The organism is Neobacillus sp. BP17, from assembly GCF_059579525.1.
The window spans coordinates 765,710-791,671 of the sequence record NZ_CM184198.1 but is presented as its reverse complement, the minus strand read 5'-3'; the positions used below and the strand labels follow the sequence as shown (position 1 = coordinate 791,671).

Genomic DNA, 25,962 nt, shown 5'->3' with positions numbered 1-25,962 from the left:
TATTTCTAGCTTTATCAATTTCAAGGTTAATAAAATAATATCAGGTTGATAATGTTTCCACTTAAATAAATTTTCCTTTCCATACTGACCACATCCATTTTTAACATGCAATTTCTTAAAGTTTTTGCACCAGAACCAATTTTTTATATCATTTTTTGTTTTTTGTTGCTCATAAAAGAACGCTGGTCTTGTATAAGGTTTTTTTATACTCTATCATTAACTCAAACAAGAGAATAGTGTGAAAATTCGATAAAGTATTTCTTTTGACGTAATTTCATGTTGTTTTAAAGAGGAGTAAAAGATGATGAACAAAACAATCACGCCTTTTAAGAAAATATTAGTCGCGAATCGAGGGGAAATTGCCATCCGCATTTTTCGGGCTTGCACAGAGCTGGGAATTCGTACCGTTGCAGTTTACTCTGAGGAAGATAACATTTCTTTACACCGTTTCAAAGCTGATGAATCTTATCTAATTGGCAAAGAAAAAGGACCAATTGAAGCTTATCTTGACATCGAAAGTATTTTAGAAGTTGCTCATCGTAATCATGTGGATGCCATTCATCCAGGATATGGATTTCTGGCCGAAAATGCAGAGTTTGCTCAAAGGTGTGAAGAGGAAGGGATTGTATTTATCGGTCCGTCACCCGAACATATTAAGATGTTCGGAGATAAAGTAGATGCTAGAGAAATTGCGTTAAAGGCTGAAATTCCTGTTATTCCAGGTACACCCAAGCCGATTGAAACGTTGCAAGATGCCCTGCACTTTGTTCAAGAACACGGTTATCCTATTATCATCAAAGCGTCATCAGGGGGTGGCGGCCGTGGGATGCGTATTGTTCGAAGTGACGAGGAATTACAAGAATCACTAGAGAGGGCACGCTCAGAAGCCCAATCTTCATTTGGTAATGCATCCGTATATATTGAAAAATATCTTGAAAATCCAAAACATATTGAAGTTCAAATTTTAGCGGATCGTTATGGGAAGATCGTTCATTTATTTGAACGAGACTGTTCGATCCAAAGACGTCATCAGAAAGTGGTAGAAGTGGCACCAAGTGTTTCTTTACCCTCTCATGTATGTCATCAAATCCATGCTGCTGCTTTAAATTTAATGAAAGCATCGGAGTATGTTAATGCAGGCACAGTTGAATTTCTTGTGACCGAAGATCACAAGTTTTATTTCATTGAGGTAAATCCTCGTGTTCAAGTAGAACACACGATCACTGAGATGATTACCGGGATTGACATCGTACAGTCCCAAATTCGAATTGCTGAAGGATTTGCTCTTGAAGATCCGGAAATTTCGATACCTGATCAGAACGAAATAATGACTCGTGGATATGCTATCCAATGTCGTGTAACAACCGAAGATCCAGAGCAAAACTTTCTTCCGGATACAGGTCGATTACTTGCTTACCGATCGGGTGGTGGTTTTGGAATTCGTTTAGATTCTGGAAACGGAAGCCCAGGAGCCATCATTAGCCCACACTATGATTCTTTATTAGTGAAAGTTTCGTCTTACTCAATGAAATATGAACAAGCTGCTGCTAAAATGTTGCGAGCCTTAAAAGAGTTCCGAATACGTGGAGTAAAAACCAATATTCCGTTTCTCGAGAATGTCATCCAGCATCCAAATTTTTTAAATGGCGAATACAATACATCTTTTATTGAAAGCACGCCTGAATTATTTGAATTTCCCAAGCGCAAAGACCGAGGTACTAAGTTATTGAACTATATTGGTCAAACTATTGTGAATGGTCACCCAGGTTTGCCATCTGGAAAGAAGCCGACCTTCGAGTCACCGAGAATTCCGTTCACGCTGTTTAAACAGGAATATCCAGCAGGTACAAAACAAATTTTAGATGAACGAGGTATAAACGGGCTACAGGAATGGATTCTATCTAATAAACAATTGTTAGTAACAGATACGACCTTTCGAGATGCCCATCAATCCTTGTTTGCAACAAGAGTTCGTACGCATGATTTACTAAATATTTCTGAAGCAATAGGCAAGTTAGCTCCTAATCTATTTTCATTAGAGATGTGGGGAGGAGCAACGTTTGATACCAGTATGCGGTTCCTGAATGAAGACCCATGGGAAAGACTTCGTCTCCTTAGAGAACGCATTCCCAACATCTTATTTCAAATGCTTTTTAGAGGCGCCAATGCTGTAGGATACACCAATTATTCAGATAATGTCATCCAAAAATTTATTAAACTTGCAGCAGAATCGGGAATTGATATCTTTAGAATATTTGACAGTTTAAATTGGGCAGAAAATATGAAGTATGCGATTTATCATGTTCGGGAATCGGATAAAGTGGCTGAAGCAGCCATCTGTTATACAGGAGATATCTTGGATCCCAATCGGGATAAATATTCTTTGAAATATTACGTTGATTTAGCGAAGGATTTAGAAAAGTCGGGAGCAAATATTCTTGCGATAAAAGATATGGCAGGGATTCTTAAACCTTTTGCTGCTTATAAATTAATCAAAGCTTTGAAAGAGGAAATTGGTATACCTATTCATCTTCATACCCATGATACAAGCGGAAATCAAATGGCAACGTTAATCAAAGCCTGTGAAGCAGGAGTAGATATCGTGGACACAGCCATAAGCTCCATGTCGGGATTCACTTCCCAGCCAAGCTTAAATGGGTTGGTCGCTTCCCTCCGAGGTCAAGAATGGGAAACAGGCCTCGAACCAGTAAATCTACAAAAGCTTTCCGATTATTGGGGGGATATTCGTCCATACTATGCTCCTTTTGAAAGTGGAATGAATGCTCCTAATTCTGAAATTTATACTCATGAAATGCCAGGGGGTCAATATACCAATCTCCATCAACAAGCTAAGGCATTAGGATTGTTAGATCGCTGGGAGGAAGTGAAAGAAACTTATTCTATTGTTAATCACATGCTTGGGGATATTGTGAAAGTAACTCCATCCTCTAAGGTTGTCGGGGACATGGCTTTATTTATGGTACAAAACCATTTATCCGAGTCAGATATTTATGAAAGGGGTCACCGCCTTGATTTTCCAGAATCCGTAATAAATTTCTTCCAGGGTTATCTTGGACAACCTTCGGGCGGATTTCCAGAAAAACTCCGCGACATTATTCTAAGAGAACGTGAGTATTTTACCTGCCGACCAGGAGAATTACTTCCACCCGTAGATTTTGATAAAGTTCAGACTGAACTGGAAGAGAAAATTGGTCGTCCAGTAAGTGAATATGATGTCATATCTTATATCATGTACCCAAAGGTATTTTTGGATAGAGAGAAATTAGTAGTTGAATTTGGTGAATTATCTGTTCTTGATACTCCAACCTTTTTCTATGGTCTTCGCCTTGGGGAGGAAATATCTGTCGAGATTGAACAAGGTAAAACATTAATCATAAAGCTCTGCGCAATTGGTCCTTTGTCACCAAATGGTACTAAAACCATTTATTTTGAGCTCAATGGTTATCCTCGTGAACTAGTGATCCGTGATCAATCTGCTAAAGTTACAGCAGATATACGACGCAAAGTAGACGTAGCGAACCCAAGTGAAATTGGGGCATCTATGCGGGGGAATGTACTTAAAGTGATTGTCGAACCAGGAGATAAGGTAAAAAAAGGAGAACACCTCATCGTAACTGAGGCGATGAAAATGGAAACAACCATACAGGCCCCAGTGGATGCCGTTGTGAAAGCGATCCACGTAAAAGCAGGAGATCTTATTGATACGGGTGATCTCTTGATTGAACTTGACATACTAAATAAAGGAGCTAAAAAACAGGGAGTTTTTTGAATGAGTTATTGTGATGAAGAAAAAAAACTTCATTAAATAATATTAGGAGGTATTTGATATGTCAAAGTACACAATCGTAGATAAAGAAACTTGTATTGCATGCGGAGCATGTGGGGCTGCAGCACCTGACATTTATGACTATGATGATGAAGGGATTGCTTTTGTCACATTAGATAACAATCAGGGAATCGTAGAAATTCCCAGCGCATTGCTCGATGAGGCAGAGGATGCCTGCGAAGGTTGCCCTACTGAATCTATAAAAATAGCTAATGAACCCTTCAATAGTTATGTAACCAAATAAATTTAAATCAAAAATCATTTTGCTGCTGTCAGTGATTGACGGCAAAGCAAGGGGACGTTTCTTCTGCTTCCATGGAAGAAAGAAGAAACGTCCCCCTTGCTTTTAATTTTTAAGTTTACTAAGGTGGTAATCCCATACCTTTTGAATATTTTTTGGCTGCCAAATAAATTTTGACATACTAACGATTTCCTCATCCTCTAATGAATGAGCATAGCCTAATTGACTTCCCATATATTGTCGCTGTGCGTTCTCTTCTAAAAACACACTACGCACAAATGTTTCGATAATGGATTGACCGGTGATGACGGCACCATGTGCCTTTAAAAGAGCAATATGATGATCTTCTATTTTTTTTGCCAATTCATCGGCAATTTCAACGTTACTTATTGAATGAGATTTAGAGAAAACTGGAATCGTTCCCAGCACTGCTCCTTGTATAATGACTGGACGCAGCGGCATCTTCGCTATTGTAAAGAGCGTTGACCACCTTGGATGGGTATGACAGATCGCCTGAACATCTGGTCTACGCTTGTAAATTTGTGTATGAAGAGGATATTCATTTGGCGGCATACCCCTTCCTTCAACAAGGTTTCCCGTCATATCAATGGTAATGATATTATCTACAGTTAAAGAACTTCTGCTTACTTCAGCCGAGTTTATCAAAATCAATTCGGTTTTAGGAATCCGAACACTGGAATGACCATTAAAATCGATATGTCCGATATTCTCCAACATCCGAATCCCCTCTACCAGCTGTTTTTTTAACTCTTCAAGATGATAAACGTTCAAATAGTTACCTCCCACCACTAACATAATCGCCTAACCAATTACGATAAAACCTGCTCCGATCATAGCAATAATAGCTGACAAATAAACAGTTTTAGTTGTTCCCTCATGAGTTTTAAAAATAAAAGCTGACAATATAAGTGTAAAAATAACATCGGTTGACGTAATAATCGCTACTCTGGATACATCACTAAACATTAATGCTGAAAAATATAGAATTTGCCCTAATGAAGTGGCTATTCCTGCGGCAAATAACCAAGGTTGAAAATATGTAAAAGTCGGCACGATCGATTGTTGGAATGTCTTTTTTAGCAAAGAGATAATGAGGAATATCAGGATCCCTACAAGCGCTCCGATCATGGTGCCGAAAAATGGATCAGGAATTTCGGACAACCCCTCTTTTCTCACCACATAACCGATCGAATACGCTAAGGCAGATACCACGCCATACATATATCCTAAACTAGTAATTAATTTAAATCGTTTGATCCAAAGCATACTTTTATTCACATTTTTTTTTGAGTTTACTACTGTAGTTTCGTTCGCTGCAGCAGTCTCATTTTTTTGTAATCTTCTATTTGAAATAATCGTTTCATACATCAAGAACGATGAACTAGCAAAGATCATGATCATTCCACTGAAAACCATAAGGTTCATCGATTCATGAAGGAACATCACACCAATCAGGACAGTAAAAAGTGAATTTAAACGTTTAAGTGTAGAAGCCCGTACTGAACCTAAGTGCTGGATAGATGTAAATAGAAAACTTCTCCCGATGTAAGCTGTTAAGATACCAGCTAAAACATACCATGCTATCCCTTTTGTTGTATATTGCGGCCAATCCTGAAATAGCCCCTTGGCCAGGGTGATGATGCCCGCAAGTCCGAAGGTTATCAGGACAGAGAGAAAAGCTCCGTTATTTTTTGAAATAGGGGATACCCCTTTTTTCACCATGACATTGGCACAGCCAAAAGAAAAGGCAGCCACTAAAGCTAAAATTTCTCCTATCATTCCACAGCTACCAAACTTGAATGATATCCGCTGATTCTACTGCATCCCAAAGGTTTTTCACATGAAACCCATCCCGTTCTGCTTCTGTCCATAAATCATCAACTGGTCTAAGCCCAATCACGACTGAGATATCATGATCCCGTAACATTTTTGCAAAATCCATTCCTTCTCGGCTATATCCTAGTATCGCAATGGATTTACCATATAAATAATCTGGTATAACCAATTGTTCTGCTAATGCCATACGATTCACCCCTTAAAGTAAAAGCCTGTACGATAGAAAAATTCACAACTATTCTATCGTACATGGATTTCATCTAAATCTGAAATTCTAGTTAATTGCTATTAATTTGTTTTAATAAGCTGATATTTTGCTGTCATATTTTCCTTCAAACCTTTTCTCCAATCAACTCCCTTAGGAAGGAAGGCATCACAAGCCCTTACATCACGGTAGGTTTCTGGATGAATCCCTTTTGGAGCCTTACCACTTTCCACCTCTCTTACCGCTTCTAACAATAGCTGTCTTGCTGCAATAATTGCTAAATCGGCAGTTCCAAGACGTTCTTTTGTACGGTCAGGAAACGGTTTTTCCATGGTTTCCTGCAAAGCATAGTCCTGAGTGTTAATTCCCTCTATTCCAGTAAATGTTTTCGTGCGCTGAACTTCTCGATCAATGAGATAATCATTGGAAGGATTTCGTTTTAATCGATAACCTGGCAGTACATCATCAGGACCTCTTCCAAAGGCAATCTCCTGCTGTAAGGAAAATTCCGGATCTAAAGGAATGGAAGGTTCAGAAGTATATTTAAAATTCCAGACCCACACACTTTCATCATCAATTGGTACCCATATGTGACCGCGAATGGTTGGATATTCCTCTTGGCTGCCATCGTGCCACTTCAACATCTGACCACGCATTTGCTGGGACGGCATGATAAACTGATAGGCACGAATATAGTTGCCATCATCTTTTAAATCGCGGATCCCCGCATAACGAAAACCGTAATCCGTTTTATCCACTTCGAGCTTTGGATTTGTTGCACGGTTGCGTAAGGAATTTTTATCTTGGATATTGTTGTTATGAGCAAACGATGAATGGGATGTATCAATTCCGCCTTCAAGAGCTTGCAGCCAATTGCAGCCTTCATAGGTTTTCGACACTTGGAAATGAGTTTCAGGTGCCCTCAACCATTCATAATCCGGAAAGCTTGGCTGTTTTTCTTTAGGTCCCATATAGGTCCAAACGATCCCGTTTTTCTCCCAAGTCGGATAAGATGTCAGATGAACCTTTTGCTTAAAGTTGCTTTCACTCGGTTCATTTGGCATATCTACACATTCACCGTCTCGATTAAACTTCCATCCGTGATATGTGCAGCGAATCCCGCATTCTTCATTCCTACCCCAGAATAAATGCGCCCGGCGATGTGGACAATACGCGTCTAAAATCGCTACCTTCCCCTCTGAATCACGGAAAGCAACCAAATCTTCCCCTAATATTCTCAATCTAATTTGCGGACTATCTGGTTTAGGTACTTCTTCTGAAAGAATTGCCGGGACCCAGTATCTTCTGAATACCTCCCCCATTGGGGTTCCTTTGTTCGTTAGACATAATTTTTCATTATCCTCTTTTTTTAACATAAAGCTCTCTCCTTTTTAAGATTATTTTGAATTTATTGATCATTTATAAGAAAATTATACGATGATAAAAGGGAGTATTATAGGGAGGGTTCTTGCATATGAAACAAAATGAAAAAAATAATCAACCTTTTTAATAATTATTTATCTGCAACCATAAAAGAAACAGGTTGTTGCGATAGTTTATTTTCTTTTTCAGCGAAAAGGGACAGGTTACTACTGTAATCATACGAGGTAGAGATTACTTGCAGGGATAGAGGCTATGCACATGATCAAAAAAGGACAGACTCTCCAAAGGGAGAAGTCTGTCCAAAATCAAAAAGAATTCATCCATCAACTGTTTAGACTAGTTGCTTAAGACCAGGGGTCACTAGAAATCTTTTGCTTTTTTATATTTTCTTCAAGTATTTGCATCAGAACATGATTCCTATTTTATTTCGCCTCTACGATATATGAGGGATTCTGATGATTAAGGTTTGAATGTTGAGGCTCAAAAGTCATGAGCACATTTCCACTGCCCGAAGATTGACCATAGCCATAATAATCACTTTTCTTACTCTCTTCCAGCACACCTAGCAGCGCTGCCAGGTGACGGCCACCTGATTCTACACCCGCATTTCTCGCATACTGAGAAAGCATGTTCCTCGCAGATGAAAGGTCATTGTTTTGCAAATATTCTAGGAATTGACGGTCAAGAGCCTGCTCAGACAAGGATGGCATTGCCTCCGGTCCCCTTACAAGGTTATGGGAAAGAGCACCGCTACTGATAAACATGACATGTTTATCGCTTTCCCGTAACACTTTTCCTATTTGTTGTCCCCAAGCATACGTTTCTTCTAAACTAGCAGCCCATGTCACTGAAAGATCAATGACAGGGATATCCTCTTTTGGAACAAGATAGCGAAGAGGGACGATTGTACCGTAATCCCATACATATGTTGGATCGTCTACCGCTATGACAGGAAAACCTGCCTCTATCCCTGCCGCTACTAATTGGTTGGCTAGCTCTGTATCTCCGGGATAGTAGTAGGGAACATCGGAAATAAGTTCAGGACACTCGAATGCCGTTAAAATCCCCCTGTGTTCAGGCGTAACATCCACAAAATGCTTAAAACTGGACAACCAATGACAAGAAATCATCACGAGCACATCAGGCTTTGCTTCTTCAATAACCTTTGCCACTTGATGCATTCCCTCCACGATCTCGTTCAAAAATTCCGGAGCTTGATCCTCATGACACATGCGAGGTGTATGAGGTGTAAGTATTCCTAGTTCAAGCGTCATTTGCACTTCTCTCCCTTCCATTTACGTTTATCTATTTGGCATGTCTGATACAGATATACCCCCGATTCCCCAGTGAGTTTTTGGCACTTCTGATACAAGAATACGAACGTTTTCTTTCGGAGCACCAAGCGTAGTGCTCACGGTTTCTGTCACATTATGAATGAGTTCCTTCACTTTCTCTTCGGGTCTTCCTTCCAAAATCTGAATGTTTACAATCGGCATAGCCTAATCACCTCCTCTAACATGAAGAAATGTTCTATTCTGCCATCTTAAAAGACATTTCTCCTAAACCGTCAAGTTTAGCTAAAACCTTATTTCCAGACGCTCAGCGAATGCATCCGTTTTTCAACCTTTGACTTCTTGTTATTTATAGTAACGGGATGTTGTTCATTATACAACAAACTCATTCTTCTATATGGAACTAAAAAGAAAGATTTTTAAATTTTTTAGAATATTGCACTTGTTATGAGGTTTAAGTTAAAATAAGTTGTACATCATAAGAGATTAATGTTCTTATATAAGCATCAATTAGAAAGGAGAATGTTTATGGAGACTAAGAACAATCAAGATTACCTGCTTTCTTCAGTAAAAAATGCTCTTCGTCTATTACGAAGCTTTTCGATAGATGAACCTGAGAAAAAGGTAACTGACTTGGCTTCTTCATTGGGACTGGGCAAAAGCACAGTTAGTCGTTTATTAGCGACTCTCGCAAGTGAAGGGTTTGTGTATAAAGACCCTGAGACGCAAAAATATCGTTTAGGTCTCACCATTCTTAATTTAAATACCATAGTCACTTCAAACCTTGAAATTAACCGTGAATCACAACCTGTTCTCCAAAAGCTGGTCAATGAGGTTGGAGAAACAGCTCATATTGCTGTATTGGAAAATATGGGTGTTGTTTATTTAAATAGGGTAGAGTGCAAACATCCCGTACAAATTTTATCTCATATCGGAAGAAGAAACCCTCTTCACTGTACGAGTTCAGGAAAAGTGATCCTTGCCCACCAGAAGGAGGAAATAATTGAACAATTCTTCGAAGAAGGCCTTCAAAAATATACGATGAATACAATAGCCGATCCTGATGACCTTCGCAACATATTAAAAACTGTCAAGGAACAAAGATATGCGGTAAGTGTTGAAGAACTTCGCGAAGGAGTTGCATCGGTTGCAGCCCCAATATGGGATTACACCGGAAAAGTCATGTATGCTGTAAGTGTTGTTGGACCGGTCCACCGTATGAATCCTCATAACCCTGCACTCATTAATAAAGTGAAAAGTGCAGCTAAAGAAATATCTGAGAGGCTGGGTTACTGGAAACATTAATTTATTCAAAATAGAAAAAGGAGCGTGATTACTTTGTTTGATATGCATACTCACTTCATTCCGCCAGATGTCTTGCTTTGGCTTAAGGATAACCAGAATTTGGTTCAAGCAAGATGGGAGAAAAAATCACCAGATCAAGCTGACTTTCTTACAGTAAATAATAAATGGGGATTTGAGCTCAAAGAGTCATTTATCAATCCTGGATTATATCTGCAGGAACAAGAAAAAGCTGGCGTTTCTCATTCCCTTGTCTCACCTATTCCCCAGCTTTTTATGTATGATTTTCCTGAATATATTACAAGTGAGCTTTCAACAGTCTACAATCGTTCACTAGGTAATTGGATTCATGACAACAATGAGCGATTATCGGCACTAGCTACCATTCCATTAAACAATCCTGTTCATGCAGCAAACGAATTAAAGCATGCGATGAATTTAGGATTAAAAGGAGCCATAATTGGGCCCGGGCTATCAAATGTCATGTTAACAGACGAATTTTTCACTCCTTTTTGGGAGGAAGCCAATTATCAAAAAGCCATCATTTTTATTCATCCTCTGCTTTGTGAGGATCCGCGACTTCAGAAAAGGATGATGCCTAATCTAATTGGGGTACCGTGGGAAACAACCATTTGTGCTGCAGATTTATTGTTAAGTGGTATGCTGGACAAATATCCAAATGTAAGAATTTTGCTAGCTCATGGCGGCGGCTTACTTCCCTACCAGATTGGGCGTTTAAATAAAGGATATCAAAAATGGATAGGGGTTTCCTCTTCATTGCAAGCTCCTCCAGAAGAGTACTTGCGTCGCTTTTGGTTTGATAACGTACTTTGGAACAATACAAGCTTGAATTTTCTCGTAGAAATGGTTGGATCCGATAGAGTAGTTCCTGGATCGGATTTTCCTTTCGACCTATGTGCTTGGCCTCCTATAGCAAATAATGAGAGTGGAGTTAAATCTCTCCTATCTATCTAAAGGAGTTATAGTAGAACGACAAGTAGTCAAGGCTTTATGAAAGCGCTTGACTGCTTGTGTATCACTTCTATAAATTAATTACCTCTGCCACACAAAGTTGACAGAGGCGGTTATTGCCCTTGAAGATTTCATCTTTCCAAAAATGGGAATTAAAATGCCCAGTTCCCATTTCGGATCATAAGCTCTTTTTGTTATTAATTTTACAAACTCATAACTTTCAATTGAAGCCGATATAAATAAAATTTGTCCCTTTTGAACATTTGCTCCGATTTCAAATTTTCTTGCAAATACAGATGGATAATTACCTACTATTCTTAGACGGAATAATATGAATTTGGTTTCTTGTTTCATCAAAAGAGTTCACACATCTATTATTCAAGGGGTCTAATGAAAATAACCCCTCTCATCATTTGAGAGGGGTTTCAGACTGTCGACAAATCCGAAGGTTTTCGGGTTTTAAATTGACAGTCTTTTTTGTTTGGCTACATTAAACTAGTCTGTTGATTTCCGTTCCAGGCGGCTTCGCTTTCCGCGGGCGGTTCGGGGAGCCTCCTCAACGCTTTCAGCGTCTGCGAGGTCTCCCCTGTCCCGTACTCCCGCAGGAGTCTTCGCCGCCTGGAACGAAGGTCAACAGGGTTATAAAATCATTAATGACCTTTACATCTTCCCTTTGTATAATTAAGATACCGCCATATGATGAAATGCTAATTACGAGCAAAAAAACCATAAGAAGGTATTCGATTAAGCTCATCGAATGCCTTTTGTCTACAATCTGAGCCTAGTTTTTTAAGCTAGGTTATTTATGTACCTGCAGTATTTATTAAAATCATATCAATTTTAAAAATCTATTTCTCCAGTCCTCTGCAAGAGCATCAACCGTCAATATTTTTTCAACGGATGTTTTATCTTGTTGTTGATGAAAAAGAATTTGTGTAGCAAAGGAAACGGAAATTTCTTTTGAGTGTTTTTCAATAAGAGTGATTTCCGAATCGAAATTAATCGTCCCCTCTTCCAATACCCGAAAAAAGTAACCAGTTAGGGTTGTTTCAACCACTTTCTTTAAAAATTGGTTCTCCTGATTATATTTGGAGATAGTTGCACAAGGTACTCTCCCTTGTGTTACTTGAACAATGGTTTCCCCTATTTTAAATATATCGCCAATACAAACTTGTTCTTCCACCATTCCTGTTGCAGTAATATTTTCCCCAAAAGCAGGTAGAATTAGTTTTTTTTGAAATATCTCTTCCCAATAAGAGTAATGCTCAAATGCATATAAACATACTGCACGATCTGGGCCACCGTGAAACTTATGGTTTTGAACATCATCACCAACAAAGCCAGATTTCTTCAACTCAACAGCTTGTACAGATGACTTTCCGATTGCGGAAAGTTCTTTTTTATTGTTCCAATTAAATTCCTTCGGTTTTCCAACAGCTAAATTAATAATTTTTCGATTCAATTTGAATTTACCTCACTTTTACAAAACTCTTTATTCAATATGCAAATCCGCACCCTGGCCAAATGAAGGAGGAGCTAATCATGTATATTCCTAAACATTTTAACAAAAAAGGCAGTACCTACTTGGAATTATGTGTCTATTCATATAAAGATAATATACAAGTGCATCCCTTATGAAGAAAAATCTACAAAAATAATAGTTTTTTTCATCTGTTTTGTAGCGCTAACGTGCCTTATTTAGCAGGATTGTCATAACGAATTTTGTTTTTATCTTTCGACATTTTTCCGCAATCTAGGAAGGGTAAAAAAATACATTTGAGAGTAGAATCATATAAAGTTTATTGATTTTATTGACTTTTATTGTCATTACCTTTACTAGAAGGGATAGAAATTTTTGGTAAGTCGAGATTTTGTCAAATCTTGACCTTTTTTTTAGCTTTATTCAATTTCATTTTATTTGTAAAATATAAAAAAGTTAGAAAACATTTATAGAAATACCTAAATGCAATTGGATTTATTAGAGAAGTGCACGAACCAAAAAGTTAGAATTAAATAAAGGAGATAGAACAAAATGTACAAGTATACAATCTATGTAACGCATAATGGCAAAGTCTATCAAACTAACGTAATAGCTACCAAAAACCAAACAGAAGAAGAAGTTTATCGTATAGCACAAGAACAAGTTCTTAAACAATGGGCAAATTAAATACGGGATCTTGGGATTAAAATGGAACTTCCACTTGAAAAGTAGATTTTGGATTGCTTCCTTTACTAGAAATCTAGCTGCCAATGGTGGCTTTTTTTGTTTAACAAAAGGACGGGTTAGTGAAAGGGAAGAGAAAAAGAGCCTTCTTGCAAATACAAATAAATAAAGGTCATTTAAGATGGATAAATACCTACTATTCTTAGACGGAATAATATGAATTTGGTTTCTTCTTTCATCAAAAGAGTTCACACATCTTTTATTCAAGGGGTCTAATGAAAATAGCCCCTCTCATCATTTGAGAGGGGTTTTATCTATGGTAAAAAAACATTAAATAGAATTCAAAAAGGATTGAATAAATGGGATAGCAGCACCTACAGGTACCCCATTAACGGATGAACGGCTTATGTGAATAAAAGGCTCGCTGCTCGGAAATGCAGATTTTTCATTAATTTTTTCATGAAGAATGTCAATGTCTTCTTCTATTAAGTATGGAGATAGATGTCCACCTAGTATAAATTCTCTGTTAAGGACAAGATTGATATTGTTGATTGAAAATGCCAGTTGATCTAAAAAGGAATTCCACCTCTCAGCATACGAAGGGATACCCATACGAACCTGTTGGAAGAAAAAATCTAATGACTCATCTTCATCCAGAAGGGCATTAATAGAGCTATACGTTTCCATGCATCCTTTTTTTCCGCAGTAGCAGGAAGGCCCGTTAGGATCAATCGTCATATGCTCGATTGTTCCGCTATGTCCGTGTTTTCCCATATAAATTTGATCATTGATAATAATGGCTCCGCCAAGATGGGGACCAATCGAGAGATATACAGCATCTCCAATATCATTTCTTACCCACAACTCCGTTGTTGCTGCACACTTTGCATCATGTAAAAACCTACATGGATAATGGAGAAATTGTGAAAAAACCCCAATCTCTAATCCTGTTGGGATTAATATTTTTCCATACGTTATTTTTTCACCGTCATTTGATGTCAATCCTTGTACAGCAAAACCAATCCCGAGAATCTCTTCCACATGAAGAGATGTGATGAAAGACTGTACAGCATAGCTTAGCTCTTTATAATACCTCTCCACATTGGAGTAATCCATCGCAAGTCTCTGTTGCTGAAAAGCATAGCCGCGTAAATCAATGGCTATAATTTGGACGGTCCTTTTCTGAATTTCTATTCCAATGCTGATACGAGCCTTAGGACATATTGCATAAGCGGTGGCACGCCTGCCTACCGAAGATTCAAACTGCCCACTCTTTTCAATCAATTTTTCTTTTTCCAAGCGAACGAGATTTTGGGTCACAGTTGGTAAACTTAAATTTAGTTGGTTCGCAATTTCTTGTTTAGAAAGTTTCTGATTTTGATATATGAGATGATAAATCGAGGAGTAATTACCTCTTTTTATATCTTTAAATGTGATGCCATTTTCCATGTTATACCTCATTTTGAAAACTAATTTTATAAAAATCCTTTTTTAAATTTAGCATAAATATACCACACAAATTCATACAATCACAACTTTGTCATGAAGTGTCTGCCATTTTAATATTTTGTCCTTATTGACTTCGTTAAGAAAACGTTTTATTATGTAAATACATTTTATAAAATGATTTTACAAAATTAATTTCATAAAAAGTGAATGGGGGAAAAAACATGGGTATTATTGAAAAAATGAGACTAGACGGAAAGAAAATTTTTGTCACTGGTGGTGCAAGGGGAATTGGGAAAAGTGTTGCGACCGCTTTTGCTGAAGCAGGAGCAGATATAGCCATCGTTGACCTGGATATCGAGGAAGCAAGCAAGACAGCAAAAGAACTAGCAGAAAATAATGGGATTCAATCCATTGCCATCAAGGCAGATGTTACAAACCCAGAAGATGTAAATGCCATGATTGAAGAAGTACTGGATGCTTTCGGCCGTTTAGATGTTGCCTTCTGTAATGCCGGAATCTGTATGAATGTTCCCGCAGAGGAAATGACGTATGAACAGTGGAAGAAAGTAATTGATATTAATCTCTCCGGCGTATTTCTAACAGCGCAGGCAGCTGGTAAAGTCATGTTAAAACAAGGCGGCGGTTCTATTATAAATACGGCATCGATGTCAGGGCATATTGTGAATGTGCCACAACCGCAAAGCTCCTACAATGCCTCAAAAGCCGGGGTCATCCAATTGACTAAATCCCTCGCGGTGGAATGGGCGACAAGAAATGTCCGCGTCAATTCTATTAGTCCTGGATATATTGGAACCGAACTGACATTAAATTCTCCAAGCTTACAGCCATTGATTCAACAGTGGAATGAAATGGCACCGCTTCACAGAATGGGAAGACCAGAAGAACTTCAGTCCATCTGTGTCTATCTTGCAGGAGATACCAGCAGCTTCACTACGGGATCTGACTTTGTCATCGATGGTGCCTTTACTTGTATTTAATAGACTAAAAGATTCTTAGGAGGAGTAACTATGAAGTACTTACTTGGTACAGATATCGGAACATCCGGCACCAAAACCATCCTAATGGACACAGAAGGCAATTTAATTGCTCAAGATTTACAAGAATACGATGTTTTGACCCCAAAGCCTTTATGGGCAGAGCAGTGGCCAGATGTATGGCTTGATGCAGCAAGAACATCCATTAGAAACACGGTACATAAGTCAGGAATTCCAGCGGAGAACATAAAGGGTATCGCTATTAGCGGTCTATACGGGGGTTCAGGAATTCCCTTGGACGAAAACATGGAACCGGTTAGGCCATGCATGATTTGGATGGATCGAAGAGCAGAAGCCGAAACAAAATGGGTAATCGATACGATCGGAGAAGAAAAACTACTCGACATTACCCATAATGGGGCCGACCCTTATTATGGCTTTACCAAAATGTTATGGATGAAAAATCATGAACCGGAAAATTGGAATAAAACCAAGCTTTTTCTCCCGCCAAATGATTATGTCATTTATAAGCTGACTGGAGAAATTGCTATTGATTATTCTTCTGCAGGAAATATCGGAGGGATTTTTGATATGAATAACAGGACCTGGTCCAAAGAGTTGATGAATACGATGGGAATTCCGCTGTCGATGATGCCAGAAAAGATCGTGGAATCAACTGATATTGTAGGTGGATTGACAAAAGAAGCCGCAGCCGAGTTGGGACTTTCTGAAGGAATGCCAGTGATCGCCAGTGGCATTGACTGTGGCGCTGCCAATATCGGTCTCGGTGTATTTGAATCTGGGATTTATGCTGCAGCCATTGGAACTTCTATGTGCGCGGCCTTCATTTCCGATAAACCAGTGAAAGGAAAAGATTTGATTGTCTGGCCGTACTTATTTGATGCCAAAAGGCTTTCCTATAATTTTGCTGGTGGAGCGACAGCTGGAGCGATCGTGAAATGGTTCCGTCAAACGATGTGCCAATATGAATTGGAAGCAGAGAAAGCAGGCGGGAAAAATGCCTATGATCTATTGAACGAACAAGCTGCAGGAATTCCAGTTGGAAGCGATGGGTTGATTGTCCTTCCATACTTTATGGGAGAAAGAAGTCCAATTTGGGATTCCGATGCAAAAGGGACAATCGTGGGACTCTCATTGGCGCATACCAAAGCGCATATTTATCGTGCCTTTCTGGAAGCGGTTGCGTTCTCTTTACGGGATGCAATGGAAGCGACAGGAGAAAACCTTGGAGAATATATCCTGCTTGCCGGCGGAGTCACCAAATCAAAATTATGGAGACAAATCTTTGCTGATGTCACGGGTTATCCAGTGGTCTGTCCTATTCATGATGTAGAAGCGAATATGGGTGATGTCATGCTGGCTGGAATTGGCACAGGTCTTCTCTCTTATGAAGATGTGAAGAAATGGCAGGTTCTAGACCAGAAGATCATGCCTAATAAAGGGAATCATCAGAAATATACTGAGTATTACCAAGTTTATAAATCTATCTATCAAAATTTAAAAGCTGATATGAAAACGTTGACAAGGCTTTCTGCAAGATAATTTGAGCATAAGCAAAATAAAGGATGGTTGATGCAGATGAATAGATGGAAGAAAAGAATTGGATACGGGGCTGGCGACTTCGCCTGCAACCTCGTATTTAGTACGATGGCGTCTTATTTGTTGTTTTTTTATACCGATGTCTTTGGAATCACCGCAACCGTTGCCGGTACTTTAATGTTAGTAACCAAAATCATCGATGCTTTTGCCGATACGGGGATGGGATTATTGGTCGATCGGACTCGTACAAGATGGGGACAAGGAAGACCTTACTTCATAATCGGGGCGATTCCGTTTGCTGTTTTTACCATCATGACCTTTATTGTTCCGGATTTCAGTATGTCTGGAAAGATTCTCTGGGCTTATATCACTTATTGCTTGTTAAACATTGCTTATACAGTGGTCAATATCCCATTAAATACGATTGTACCAAGGTTAACGTCTGATAACCATGAGCGGAACTGGTTAGTATCGACAAGGATGATTTGTGCATTAATTGGAACCGCTTTAGTTATGACGATTACATCGCCGCTTGTCACTTTCTTTGGTCAAGGTGATACCCAAAAAGGCTATTTGATTACAATGACCATTTATGGCATCGCCGCCGTGTTCGTGTTTGTGTTTACCTTTATGAACACAAAAGAGGTGGTTCCGCCTACTGTTCAACCTGGGAAGTCCTCTTTTAAAGACGATTTTAAGGGATTAACAGGCCCGGCTGTTATTTTCTTTATCTTGAACTTTCTTTATTTTGGTCTTTTTGTCATACGAAATACAACCGTGATCTACTATTTCACCTATAATCTAGGACGTACGGATTGGCTGACGTTTGTCGGACTATTCGGCATTCTTTCTGGGCTGCCAATGCTGCTGCTCTTGCCTTGGCTTCAAAAGAAAATGCCGAAGAAAAATGTATTGCTTTTAAGTACGGTCATTTATATTGTCGGAGATTTAGTGATTTATTTCGGAAAGTCATCACCTGTCTTACTGATTGCCGGTTTGACGATTACCGGCCTGGGGATTTATGGAATCTTCGGAACTACCTTTGCGATTCAGCCAGATGTTATTGATTATTCAGAGTACAAAAACAACAGAAGTATTGCAGGAATGATTGCAGCCTTTCAAGGTTTTTCTGTTAAAGTAAGCTTGGGGCTTGGGAGTGCACTCGTTGGTGTTATTTTGAAAATGGGCGGCTATGTTCCGAATAGCACACAAACTGCCAAAGCTTTATCCTATATTGAAATCAGTTTTATCTGGGTGCCACTCGCCATTTGTTTACTGATTGGAATTACGATATGGTTCTATAAACTTGACGATAAACGGGCCGAAATGGATGTAGAACTCGACCGCCGACGTGCATTGGTAAACCAAAAGGTTGAAAGCCAAAATATTGTAAACCTCTAATAAATTGGAGCCTTTCTGAATAGAGAGGCTCTTTTCTTCTGTTCCATCTATGTTTTATTCTTCCTCTATATGCCTGAACACCACAGGAGGCAGATGAACAAGTTTGACAAAAAAATTAAATATACCTAATATAATTATTAATCTCTTAATTCAAATAGGAAGCAGGTGTTTGCATGCAGTATAGTATTGGTGTTGAATATGGCCTGCATTGCCTTGTTTATTTAATTGATATTCCTCCAGATTCAAGCATAGGAATAAAGGATCTTTCTGCCTTTCAAGGCATTTCAGAGACATATCTCTCAAAAATTTTTGCCAAATTAGCCAAGGCAGGTATCGTAAATTCAGTACCTGGGGTTAAGGGCGGCTATAGATTAGCGAGGTCCCCAGAAGAAATTTCTTTTTGGGATGTAATCGAAGCAATTGAAGGGAAAAAGCCCATTTTTCAATGCAAAAACATAAAAGATAATGGCCTTCTGGTTCGAGATAATCAAAACTCCAGCTGCTGCTCCGAAACTTCCGCTTGCACCATTAACCTAGTTATGCTTGAGGCAGAAGAAAATATGCGAAATTTTTTACGTAAAAAGACCCTATCATGGCTGAATGAAGAGCTGGATCATGTTTTATCGAAACAAACACGTCAAGATACACGTGAATATTTTGAGAAGAGCAACAGTTAATCAAGACACCCCTTTCCCCTCTATCCCGCAAGTTAAGGGGGTCTTTACCCGTTCACCCATAGATTTCAGAAAAACGGCTCCAAAAACAAACATTCTATCCCGATTCATTTCCCCTACAAAACCAAATTCTCTTATCTTTTGATAATCCCTATATTACAAATCAAGCGCTAATCCCTTTTGAGGTTAGCGCTCGATTAATGTATAGAGATAAAAATTCTATTTTGCCGCAGTGGCGAAATTTCCCATTGAAATCGAGATTCGATTCCAACTATTAATTTGATTGATCAAAATAACAAGATCTACATAATCCTTTTCACTAAAATGAGCACGGACTCGATCATAAAGCTCATCGGGCACTCGCTTAGTTGGTATTAATGTCACATGTTCAGTTAATTCTAATGCTGCTTTTTCAGCATCCGTGTAGAAGTCACAATCTTCCCATGCGCTAACGCAGTATAAACGCTGTTCCGTTTCACCCATTTTTCGAGCATCAGCGGTATGCATATTAATACAATAAGCACAGCCATTAATTTGAGAAGCACGGATTTTAATTAGTTCACGGAGCTTACGGTCAATTCCAGTAGTTTTCGTATACTTCTCCATTTCCATCATTATTTTAAGTGCTTCAGGTGCTATATCATAGTAATTAATACGTAGTTCCATTTTTATTCCCCCCACAATTATAGATACAGTTAATCGACGATTAACTGTATCTATAATTTACACCTTTAATTAGCTTTTGTCAAACCAAGATTATGGTTCTACTTAAAATAGGACTTTAAAAACTAAGCCTAGATAAATGGTCCACAGGGACGATTCCTTAAAGTGAAAATCGGAAGCTTCTACGTTTAAAAAATGGCGAGCTTCATAATAGAATAGAAAAAAAGCATCAATTATAATGATGATTAGGCTACAAAATATTCTGAAAGAGAGTAGGCTTATTATATGTTATTTTATGTAATCGCTATCCTCGTTATTGTGATGGACCAGCTTTCTAAATATCTCATTCGGGCCAACATTCATATCAATGAAACATTTACATTGTGGGGAATACCACTCACACATATCGAGAATAGCGGGATGGCAGGAGGTTTATTTCAAGGCTATGCATGGCTCTTCGGCGTTTTGGCTGTGGTTTTCGTAATATGTGTTTTATATTTTCGCAGGACTGGAGAAATGAAGGGGGCTCTCATCGATTGTAGTTTTGGATTCCTAGTCGGAGGAGCCATTGGAAATGGTATCGATCGACTCTTGTTTGGACAGGTGACAGATTTTATCATTCGCTCTGGCGGAATTCTTAACCTAGCCGACCATGCTATCGAGATTGGCGGGTTATTGCTTATTATTTTTGGCGTTGTTAGATGGTTGAAAAATAAGCACTAGATTCTCCTTTAAATACTTTGGCGATGATACAATCTATAAAAGGCATATAATTAGCGTTCCCTATTCAATCCTAATAAAAATAACCCGGAGTTTTCTCCGAGTAATCAGTACTTGGGTAATATTACTAATCAGATTCCAAAATCATCTGGAAAATAACCGATAGGTCCCTGGCGAAACCCTTTCCAAAACACGATATTCATCACTCACATTAGAGGAATTATTCCCTCCTAACGACTTCGGGGCCATATCAGCAAGTGCCGTGCACACACTTTTTCAAGTATTAGGATACTTGACCTTGATCCAATCATCCACTTCCTTGATTGTCCCTTCCCCTCCTAATTCATCCAATGCTAAAATGATCGCTTCGTAATGATTCATTTATTTTACTTCCTTTCCTTTGTAAAATTTCCTCCGACCTTTTACCCGGTCCAATCTGCTTTTAATTCTGTGGTTTTTACTATCCGTCTTGATTTCAGATTAACAATATTAGTTATTTGTACGATACAAGCATTTGCCAACACATCTGAAAGTATATTAGCCGTTCTCAATAATACTTAAATCCAACCCTTCAGGGGTATTGCTTCTCATAGCATTCCAACTATTTTGAGGCAACGTTTTGAGAGGTGCTTCGTTTAAGCTTTCTATCATAGCCTGAATTAATTTTTCCGTAATTTTAATTCCACGACAATAGTTAAATATTTTAAAATAATTCATGAAATGATTGAAGCACATCTTGGAGAAATTTTAGCCCAAATAAATAGTCATAAAAATTTAGTAAGAACTGCTGCACCTTTAAGCAGGACAAATGTATTTGAAAAAAAGTAGAAAATGTCTTAGAATCAATAATAAGTCGTCAACTAGGCTGGTATGTTTCCTCTACAACAATGTCTTCAGATAGCTGTTATGAATGTGGAGATGCTATTATTCATATTGACGCAAAAACTAGGACAACCGCACCTCGTTCAAATGGTGACGCAATTCAAAACAAAATTACTGTGGAAAAAAATGAAACAACATATGACTCTGATACTACTTTAACTTACGATGGGGCCACATGGAATGCCAACTTAGAACATTATGTTAGGCATAATATCTGCGGAAAGATTCCTAATTTAACGTATTTTTTTGTAATGGATTACAATATAAACTTTGATATTTAAAGACTTGCTTTTATATGTTTACCACATGAACAGTTACGTCCTAATTTTCCTTCACCTAATGACCCAAATACCATATTAGGTGCTTGAAGAGGTATATCTGCCGGAGCAAGAAAGAATATTAGATTTCTTATAGATAGAATTACAAATGTTCCAGACCATGATTGGCGAGAAAAAATCAGTTTTATTAGACATTAATGTAATTAAAAGTAAGTTTTTTCCAAGCAAAAAGTAATAACAATTCATTTTTAGCAATTATAACAATAAGTGGAACACTGTATTTGCATCATGAATATTTTAATGTAGATTTAATACACATCAGTTATGTTTAGTTTGGGTGGGCTAGTCATTTAAAAAGCATTGTTGAAAATACAATGCTTTTTTTATACAAAAAATTAATTATTGTCTTATATTTGGATTAATTTCATATATATGGAAACCATATAAATAAAATATAAAAAGGTGGTACATAATATGGAACATCCAATACAAGGTCTAATGCAAACAGCAATGGAAAATTTAACATCCATGATTGACGTCAATACAATAGTTGGTGATCCTATAGAGACTCCCGATGGAAGTGTTATTATGACGGTCTCCCGATTAGGATTCGGATTTGCTGCTGGAGGCAGTGAATTTAATACGGACTCAGCACCTAAAGATCAAGGACTCCCCTTTGGAGGAGGTAGTGGCGGAGGTGTTTCCATTACACCAATAGCTTTCTTAATTGTAAATTCTTCAGGTGTAAAGTTGGTACATCTCGATGAAAAGACATCTCTTATAGAACGACTAATAGAATTTGCTCCACAAGGAATTGATAAAATCCAATCAATGTTCAACCAAAAAAGCAATAACAAACAACAAAATTCAGAGAGCCCAAATATTCAGCCGCATTATAAACCAAAGGAAAGAAGCGATAGTCAAGGTGAGGCATCTGACATTTTACCTTAATAAAAAGAGTATGACTTCATGGTCATACTCTTTTAAACCGTTAATTTTAAGACTCCTTCTTTTACTGTTTGTTGCTAATAAATTTTTCTGCCAAAAGAAATATTATTTTCCAAATTCACCCCAATAAAACTTCAATTCTCTTTTAAGATTATCTCCCATTAAATTATACTAAATAAACAGTGTCATATAAAAAAAAGCATTAGTTCTAAGCTAAGGCTTTTACTTGATGAGAGTCATAATCTGTAACTTTTATACTCTGCTGTAATGATTTTCTTATGCACTCAGCTACCTTAGTTGCCAATAATACTGGAACTGCATTTCCAACTTGTGTATACATAGCATTTAAGCTGCCTTTAAAGACAAAATCATCAGGAAAAGTTTGAAGTATTGCACATTCCCTAACTGAAAGTCTTCTTTTTTTATTTACATGAATCTCCGGCTGCGAAGCAGTAATTGTGTCACTTGGCCTATCCCAGTTTGTAATCCTTAAGGACTGTTCAAACTTTATCTCTTTCTCGACAAACTCCGTCACGTGTTTATCATACTTACTATCAAAATTTAATAGCTTCTTAAGTTCCCACCAATCTTCAGGTTTTGGAATACTACCAGAATTATTATCCTTCCTAAACCAATGACCAGCTGTATGGCGATATCCAAAATGTTTATCAATATTTTTAACAGAGATCCCAGCTTTTTTCCTCCACTCTTTTAAATAGTCACAAATATCTGCTTGGTTTACATCATGTTTCCTACCCCAAAATTTGTCACTGACATTTTCAGCTGCAACATGATTGTAAATATTCTTATCATTTATTTTAAATGATTCATCACGTGTTCTCACATCACAAAGATATCCGATTGATTCCTCAACTGTAATATATGGATGCAAACCAATTTCTTTGCCATTTACCTCATCAGTAAATTCAAATATTTCCATTTGTTTCTCTATATCATTATTTATTGGACCATGAGTGACTTTAGGAAAAATATTTTCTATTCCTAATCGATTTCCAATTATTATTATCCTCTCTCTGGATTGAGGAACACCATAATCAGCTGCGTTTAAGACCTTATAGTCTACTTTATAACCTATTTTTTCAAAATCAGATTTTATCATTTCGATTACTTTACCTTTATTCATAGATAATAAACCTTTTACGTTCTCAGCTATGAAAAATTTTGGTTTTTTATCCTGTACTACTCGAAGCAACTCCAAATAAAGAAAGTTCCTTTCATCTTCCATATTTCTTTTTGTATTTGCTACCGAAAATCCCTGGCATGGAAAACCCCCAATTACTACATCAATATTATCTGGCATGTTTTGACTGGGTATCTGAGTAATATCCCCTAAAATTATATGATTTCCAATATTATGTCTATAAGTCTCCACTGCATCCTTATTAAAATCATTTGCCCAAACGATTTCAAAATTCTCATTCTTAAACCCTAGATCCATTCCACCAGCGCCAGAAAATAGAGAAATAACTCGGAATTTGCTAGACATAATTAGCCACCTCATTCACATAATTTCTTTAGTTACATTATATACGAACATAAGCTCTTGTTGCAAGAATTTTAAATTTATTATTTCTCATATAAATAGTATAAATAACAAAAAGAGTCTTAAGGATAGGCCTTAAGACTCTTTTTTATTTACTTCCAATAAGTTCTTTATTTTCTTTATTCTCTTTTCCCTCTTTTTGAACGGATGCTGCATGATTAATAGAAGTTTTTATACAGTGTGCGATTTTCTCTGCGAGCATTACTGGAACTGCATTACCCACTTGGGTATACATAGCATTCAGGCTACCCATAAATACAAAATCATCTGGAAATGTTTGTAGAATTGCACATTCTCTGACAGAAAGTCTTCTTTTTCTATTTACATGAATTTCTGGTTGAGATGCTGTAATAGTGTCACTTGGTCTATCCCAATTTGTAATTCTTAGAGATTGCTCAAATTTTATTTCTTTTTCAACGAATTCTGTTACTTGTTTATCATATTTATCATCAAAACCTAATAGTTTTTTTAACTCCCACCAATCTTCAGGCTTTGGAATACTTCCAGAATTATTATCTTTCCTAAACCAGTGCCCAGCGGTGTGACGATATCCAAAATGCTTATCAATACTTGGAACTGATATACCTGCTTTTTTTCTCCATTCCCTTAAATAATCACAGATATCTTCTTGATTTACATCATGTTTTCTTCCCCAAAATTTATCACTGACATTTTCTGACGCGACATGATTATAAATAGTTTTATTCTCAAAAACAAATGGCTCATTTCTTGTTCTAACTTCACTTAAATACCCAATTGCTTCTTCAGCAGTTACATATGGAATTTTATCTAATTTTTCTTTTTGATCTTCAGATAATTCAAATATATCCAATTGATCATCTATTTCTTCATTAACTTTAGGACCATGTGTTCTTTCTGGGTATTTATTTTCTAAGCCTAAGCGATTACCTATAATTATGACTCTTTCTCTAGCTTGTGGAACTCCATAATCTGCTGCATTTAATACTTTATAATCTACTTTGTACCCGATTTTTTCAAAATCATTTTTAATCATCTCGATGACTTTTCCCCTACTCATCGAAAGTAATCCTTTTACATTTTCAGCTATAAAGAATTTTGGCTCTTTATCCCTAACAACTCGTAATAACTCAAGGTAAAGAAAATTTCTTTTATCTTCCATATTTCTTTTGGTGTTAGCTACAGAAAATCCCTGACATGGGAATCCACCTATTACCACATCTATATCGTCAGGAATCTCTGAACTAGGTATTTTTGTTATGTCACCTAGTATGATGTGATCACCAAGATTATATTTATATGTTTCAAAAGCGTATTTATTAAAGTCATTTGCCCATACAATATCAAAGCCAGCTTTTCTAAAACCTAAGTCCATTCCGCCAGCTCCACCAAAAAGCGAAACTACACGCAGAGGTTTTGTCAATTTACATCACCTTCATCGTTGCAAGTTTTATCTAAAAAAAAATATTTCCTGAAAGAATTAGTAGATTTAATTATTATACTTTATTTCTGCCATTATAGTAAATGGATTAAAGACTGTTAAAAAATAGGATAAAGATATCGATATAAAGGATTATTGTGAAATG

The 25,962-nt window shown here is 37.5% G+C and carries 24 protein-coding genes and 1 pseudogene; 13 read left to right on the top strand and 12 right to left on the bottom strand.

All coding sequences use genetic code 11. The features are described from left to right. Positions 1–304: 304 nt before the first annotated feature. On the top strand, positions 305–3,790 hold the full coding sequence (gene pyc / locus AC4QJR_RS03765; RefSeq protein WP_496526613.1) for a pyruvate carboxylase: 3,486 nt from the start codon (positions 305–307) through the stop codon (positions 3,788–3,790). A 58-nt stretch (positions 3,791–3,848) separates the two neighbouring features. Then, positions 3,849–4,091 (top strand): ferredoxin, encoded by a 243-nt coding sequence (locus tag AC4QJR_RS03760; protein WP_496525338.1) that lies wholly within the window; start codon positions 3,849–3,851, stop codon positions 4,089–4,091. Between the two features lie 102 nt (positions 4,092–4,193). Here AC4QJR_RS03760 and AC4QJR_RS03755 read toward each other — a convergent pair whose 3' ends face one another. The 4 genes from AC4QJR_RS03755 to AC4QJR_RS03740 all read right to left on the bottom strand — a co-directional run bounded on the left by AC4QJR_RS03755 (position 4,194) and on the right by AC4QJR_RS03740 (position 7,526). Then, entirely contained in the window at positions 4,194–4,880 is a 687-nt protein-coding gene (locus AC4QJR_RS03755) for a class II aldolase/adducin family protein (protein ID WP_496525337.1), read from the bottom strand. A gap of 30 nt (positions 4,881–4,910) precedes the next feature. Continuing rightward, positions 4,911–5,888 carry a DMT family transporter gene (locus AC4QJR_RS03750; RefSeq protein ID WP_496525336.1) on the bottom strand — a complete coding sequence of 326 codons (978 nt, stop codon included), beginning with the start codon at positions 5,886–5,888 and terminating at the stop codon, positions 4,911–4,913. A 7-nt stretch (positions 5,889–5,895) separates the two neighbouring features. Next, positions 5,896–6,132, bottom strand: coding sequence for a ketol-acid reductoisomerase (locus tag AC4QJR_RS03745; RefSeq protein ID WP_375374379.1), 237 nt, complete (start codon positions 6,130–6,132; stop codon positions 5,896–5,898). Positions 6,133–6,233: 101 nt separating this feature from the next. Then, positions 6,234–7,526 carry a Rieske 2Fe-2S domain-containing protein gene (locus AC4QJR_RS03740; RefSeq protein ID WP_375374378.1) on the bottom strand — a complete coding sequence of 431 codons (1,293 nt, stop codon included), beginning with the start codon at positions 7,524–7,526 and terminating at the stop codon, positions 6,234–6,236. A 238-nt stretch (positions 7,527–7,764) separates the two neighbouring features. On the opposite strand from AC4QJR_RS03740, the pseudogene AC4QJR_RS03735 reads away from it, so the two are divergent. Beyond that, positions 7,765–7,881: pseudogene (locus tag AC4QJR_RS03735) on the top strand (IS6 family transposase); the annotation flags it as partial. Positions 7,882–7,955: 74 nt separating this feature from the next. On the opposite strand, the gene AC4QJR_RS03730 reads toward AC4QJR_RS03735, so the two are convergent. Both AC4QJR_RS03730 and AC4QJR_RS03725 read right to left on the bottom strand, forming a co-directional pair. Further along, on the bottom strand, positions 7,956–8,807 hold the full coding sequence (locus AC4QJR_RS03730) for a DODA-type extradiol aromatic ring-opening family dioxygenase (RefSeq protein ID WP_496525335.1): 852 nt from the start codon (positions 8,805–8,807) through the stop codon (positions 7,956–7,958). A gap of 27 nt (positions 8,808–8,834) precedes the next feature. Continuing rightward, positions 8,835–9,029 carry a 4-oxalocrotonate tautomerase gene (locus AC4QJR_RS03725; protein WP_375374376.1) on the bottom strand — a complete coding sequence of 65 codons (195 nt, stop codon included), beginning with the start codon at positions 9,027–9,029 and terminating at the stop codon, positions 8,835–8,837. 318 nt (positions 9,030–9,347) lie between these two features. Here AC4QJR_RS03725 and AC4QJR_RS03720 point away from each other — a divergent pair, with 318 nt between their 5' ends. Both AC4QJR_RS03720 and AC4QJR_RS03715 read left to right on the top strand, forming a co-directional pair. Further along, positions 9,348–10,130: an IclR family transcriptional regulator gene (locus AC4QJR_RS03720; protein ID WP_375374375.1), complete on the top strand. Its 783-nt coding sequence runs from the start codon at positions 9,348–9,350 to the stop codon at positions 10,128–10,130. 33 nt (positions 10,131–10,163) lie between these two features. Then, positions 10,164–11,102: an amidohydrolase family protein gene (locus AC4QJR_RS03715; RefSeq protein ID WP_496525334.1), complete on the top strand. Its 939-nt coding sequence runs from the start codon at positions 10,164–10,166 to the stop codon at positions 11,100–11,102. Positions 11,103–11,180: 78 nt separating this feature from the next. Here the strand turns inward: AC4QJR_RS03715 and AC4QJR_RS03710 are convergent, their stop codons facing one another. Then, a complete protein-coding gene (locus AC4QJR_RS03710) occupies positions 11,181–11,456 on the bottom strand; it encodes a hypothetical protein (RefSeq protein ID WP_496525333.1) in 276 nt (91 codons plus the stop codon). Positions 11,457–11,928: 472 nt separating this feature from the next. Then, positions 11,929–12,561 carry an MOSC domain-containing protein gene (locus AC4QJR_RS03705; RefSeq protein WP_496525332.1) on the bottom strand — a complete coding sequence of 211 codons (633 nt, stop codon included), beginning with the start codon at positions 12,559–12,561 and terminating at the stop codon, positions 11,929–11,931. A 570-nt stretch (positions 12,562–13,131) separates the two neighbouring features. Here AC4QJR_RS03705 and AC4QJR_RS03700 point away from each other — a divergent pair. Beyond that, the gene (locus AC4QJR_RS03700; protein WP_098575974.1) at positions 13,132–13,266 is read left to right on the top strand and encodes a BA3454 family stress response protein; all 135 of its coding nucleotides are present in this window, start codon (positions 13,132–13,134) and stop codon (positions 13,264–13,266) included. Positions 13,267–13,593: 327 nt separating this feature from the next. Here the strand turns inward: AC4QJR_RS03700 and AC4QJR_RS03695 are convergent, their stop codons facing one another. Beyond that, positions 13,594–14,712, bottom strand: coding sequence for an ROK family transcriptional regulator (locus AC4QJR_RS03695; RefSeq protein ID WP_496525331.1), 1,119 nt, complete (start codon positions 14,710–14,712; stop codon positions 13,594–13,596). A gap of 221 nt (positions 14,713–14,933) precedes the next feature. Between AC4QJR_RS03695 and AC4QJR_RS03690 the strand changes: the two genes are divergently transcribed. The 4 genes from AC4QJR_RS03690 (at position 14,934) to AC4QJR_RS03675 (ending at position 19,345) form a co-directional block, all read left to right on the top strand. Then, on the top strand, positions 14,934–15,710 hold the full coding sequence (locus AC4QJR_RS03690; protein WP_496525330.1) for an SDR family oxidoreductase: 777 nt from the start codon (positions 14,934–14,936) through the stop codon (positions 15,708–15,710). Between the two features lie 30 nt (positions 15,711–15,740). Next, positions 15,741–17,270, top strand: coding sequence for an FGGY-family carbohydrate kinase (locus AC4QJR_RS03685; RefSeq protein WP_496525329.1), 1,530 nt, complete (start codon positions 15,741–15,743; stop codon positions 17,268–17,270). Between the two features lie 36 nt (positions 17,271–17,306). After that, the gene (locus tag AC4QJR_RS03680; protein ID WP_496525328.1) at positions 17,307–18,668 is read left to right on the top strand and encodes an MFS transporter; all 1,362 of its coding nucleotides are present in this window, start codon (positions 17,307–17,309) and stop codon (positions 18,666–18,668) included. 173 nt (positions 18,669–18,841) lie between these two features. Continuing rightward, the gene (locus AC4QJR_RS03675; RefSeq protein WP_098575979.1) at positions 18,842–19,345 is read left to right on the top strand and encodes an RrF2 family transcriptional regulator; all 504 of its coding nucleotides are present in this window, start codon (positions 18,842–18,844) and stop codon (positions 19,343–19,345) included. A gap of 216 nt (positions 19,346–19,561) precedes the next feature. Here AC4QJR_RS03675 and AC4QJR_RS03670 read toward each other — a convergent pair whose 3' ends face one another. Continuing rightward, positions 19,562–20,008, bottom strand: coding sequence for a carboxymuconolactone decarboxylase family protein (locus AC4QJR_RS03670; protein WP_496525327.1), 447 nt, complete (start codon positions 20,006–20,008; stop codon positions 19,562–19,564). 282 nt (positions 20,009–20,290) lie between these two features. Between AC4QJR_RS03670 and lspA the strand changes: the two genes are divergently transcribed. The 3 genes from lspA (at position 20,291) to ytfJ (ending at position 22,836) form a co-directional block, all read left to right on the top strand. Next, entirely contained in the window at positions 20,291–20,728 is a 438-nt protein-coding gene (lspA, locus tag AC4QJR_RS03665; RefSeq protein ID WP_496525326.1) for a signal peptidase II, read from the top strand. A gap of 842 nt (positions 20,729–21,570) precedes the next feature. Continuing rightward, positions 21,571–21,888 (top strand): hypothetical protein, encoded by a 318-nt coding sequence (locus tag AC4QJR_RS03660; protein ID WP_496526612.1) that lies wholly within the window; start codon positions 21,571–21,573, stop codon positions 21,886–21,888. Positions 21,889–22,359: 471 nt separating this feature from the next. Then, a complete protein-coding gene (gene ytfJ / locus AC4QJR_RS03655) occupies positions 22,360–22,836 on the top strand; it encodes a GerW family sporulation protein (RefSeq protein ID WP_496525325.1) in 477 nt (158 codons plus the stop codon). Between the two features lie 205 nt (positions 22,837–23,041). Here the strand turns inward: ytfJ and AC4QJR_RS03650 are convergent, their stop codons facing one another. After that, positions 23,042–24,340 carry a DNA cytosine methyltransferase gene (locus tag AC4QJR_RS03650; RefSeq protein ID WP_496525324.1) on the bottom strand — a complete coding sequence of 433 codons (1,299 nt, stop codon included), beginning with the start codon at positions 24,338–24,340 and terminating at the stop codon, positions 23,042–23,044. Between the two features lie 145 nt (positions 24,341–24,485). Next, entirely contained in the window at positions 24,486–25,799 is a 1,314-nt protein-coding gene (locus tag AC4QJR_RS03645) for a DNA cytosine methyltransferase (protein WP_496525323.1), read from the bottom strand. Positions 25,800–25,962 lie beyond the last annotated feature (163 nt).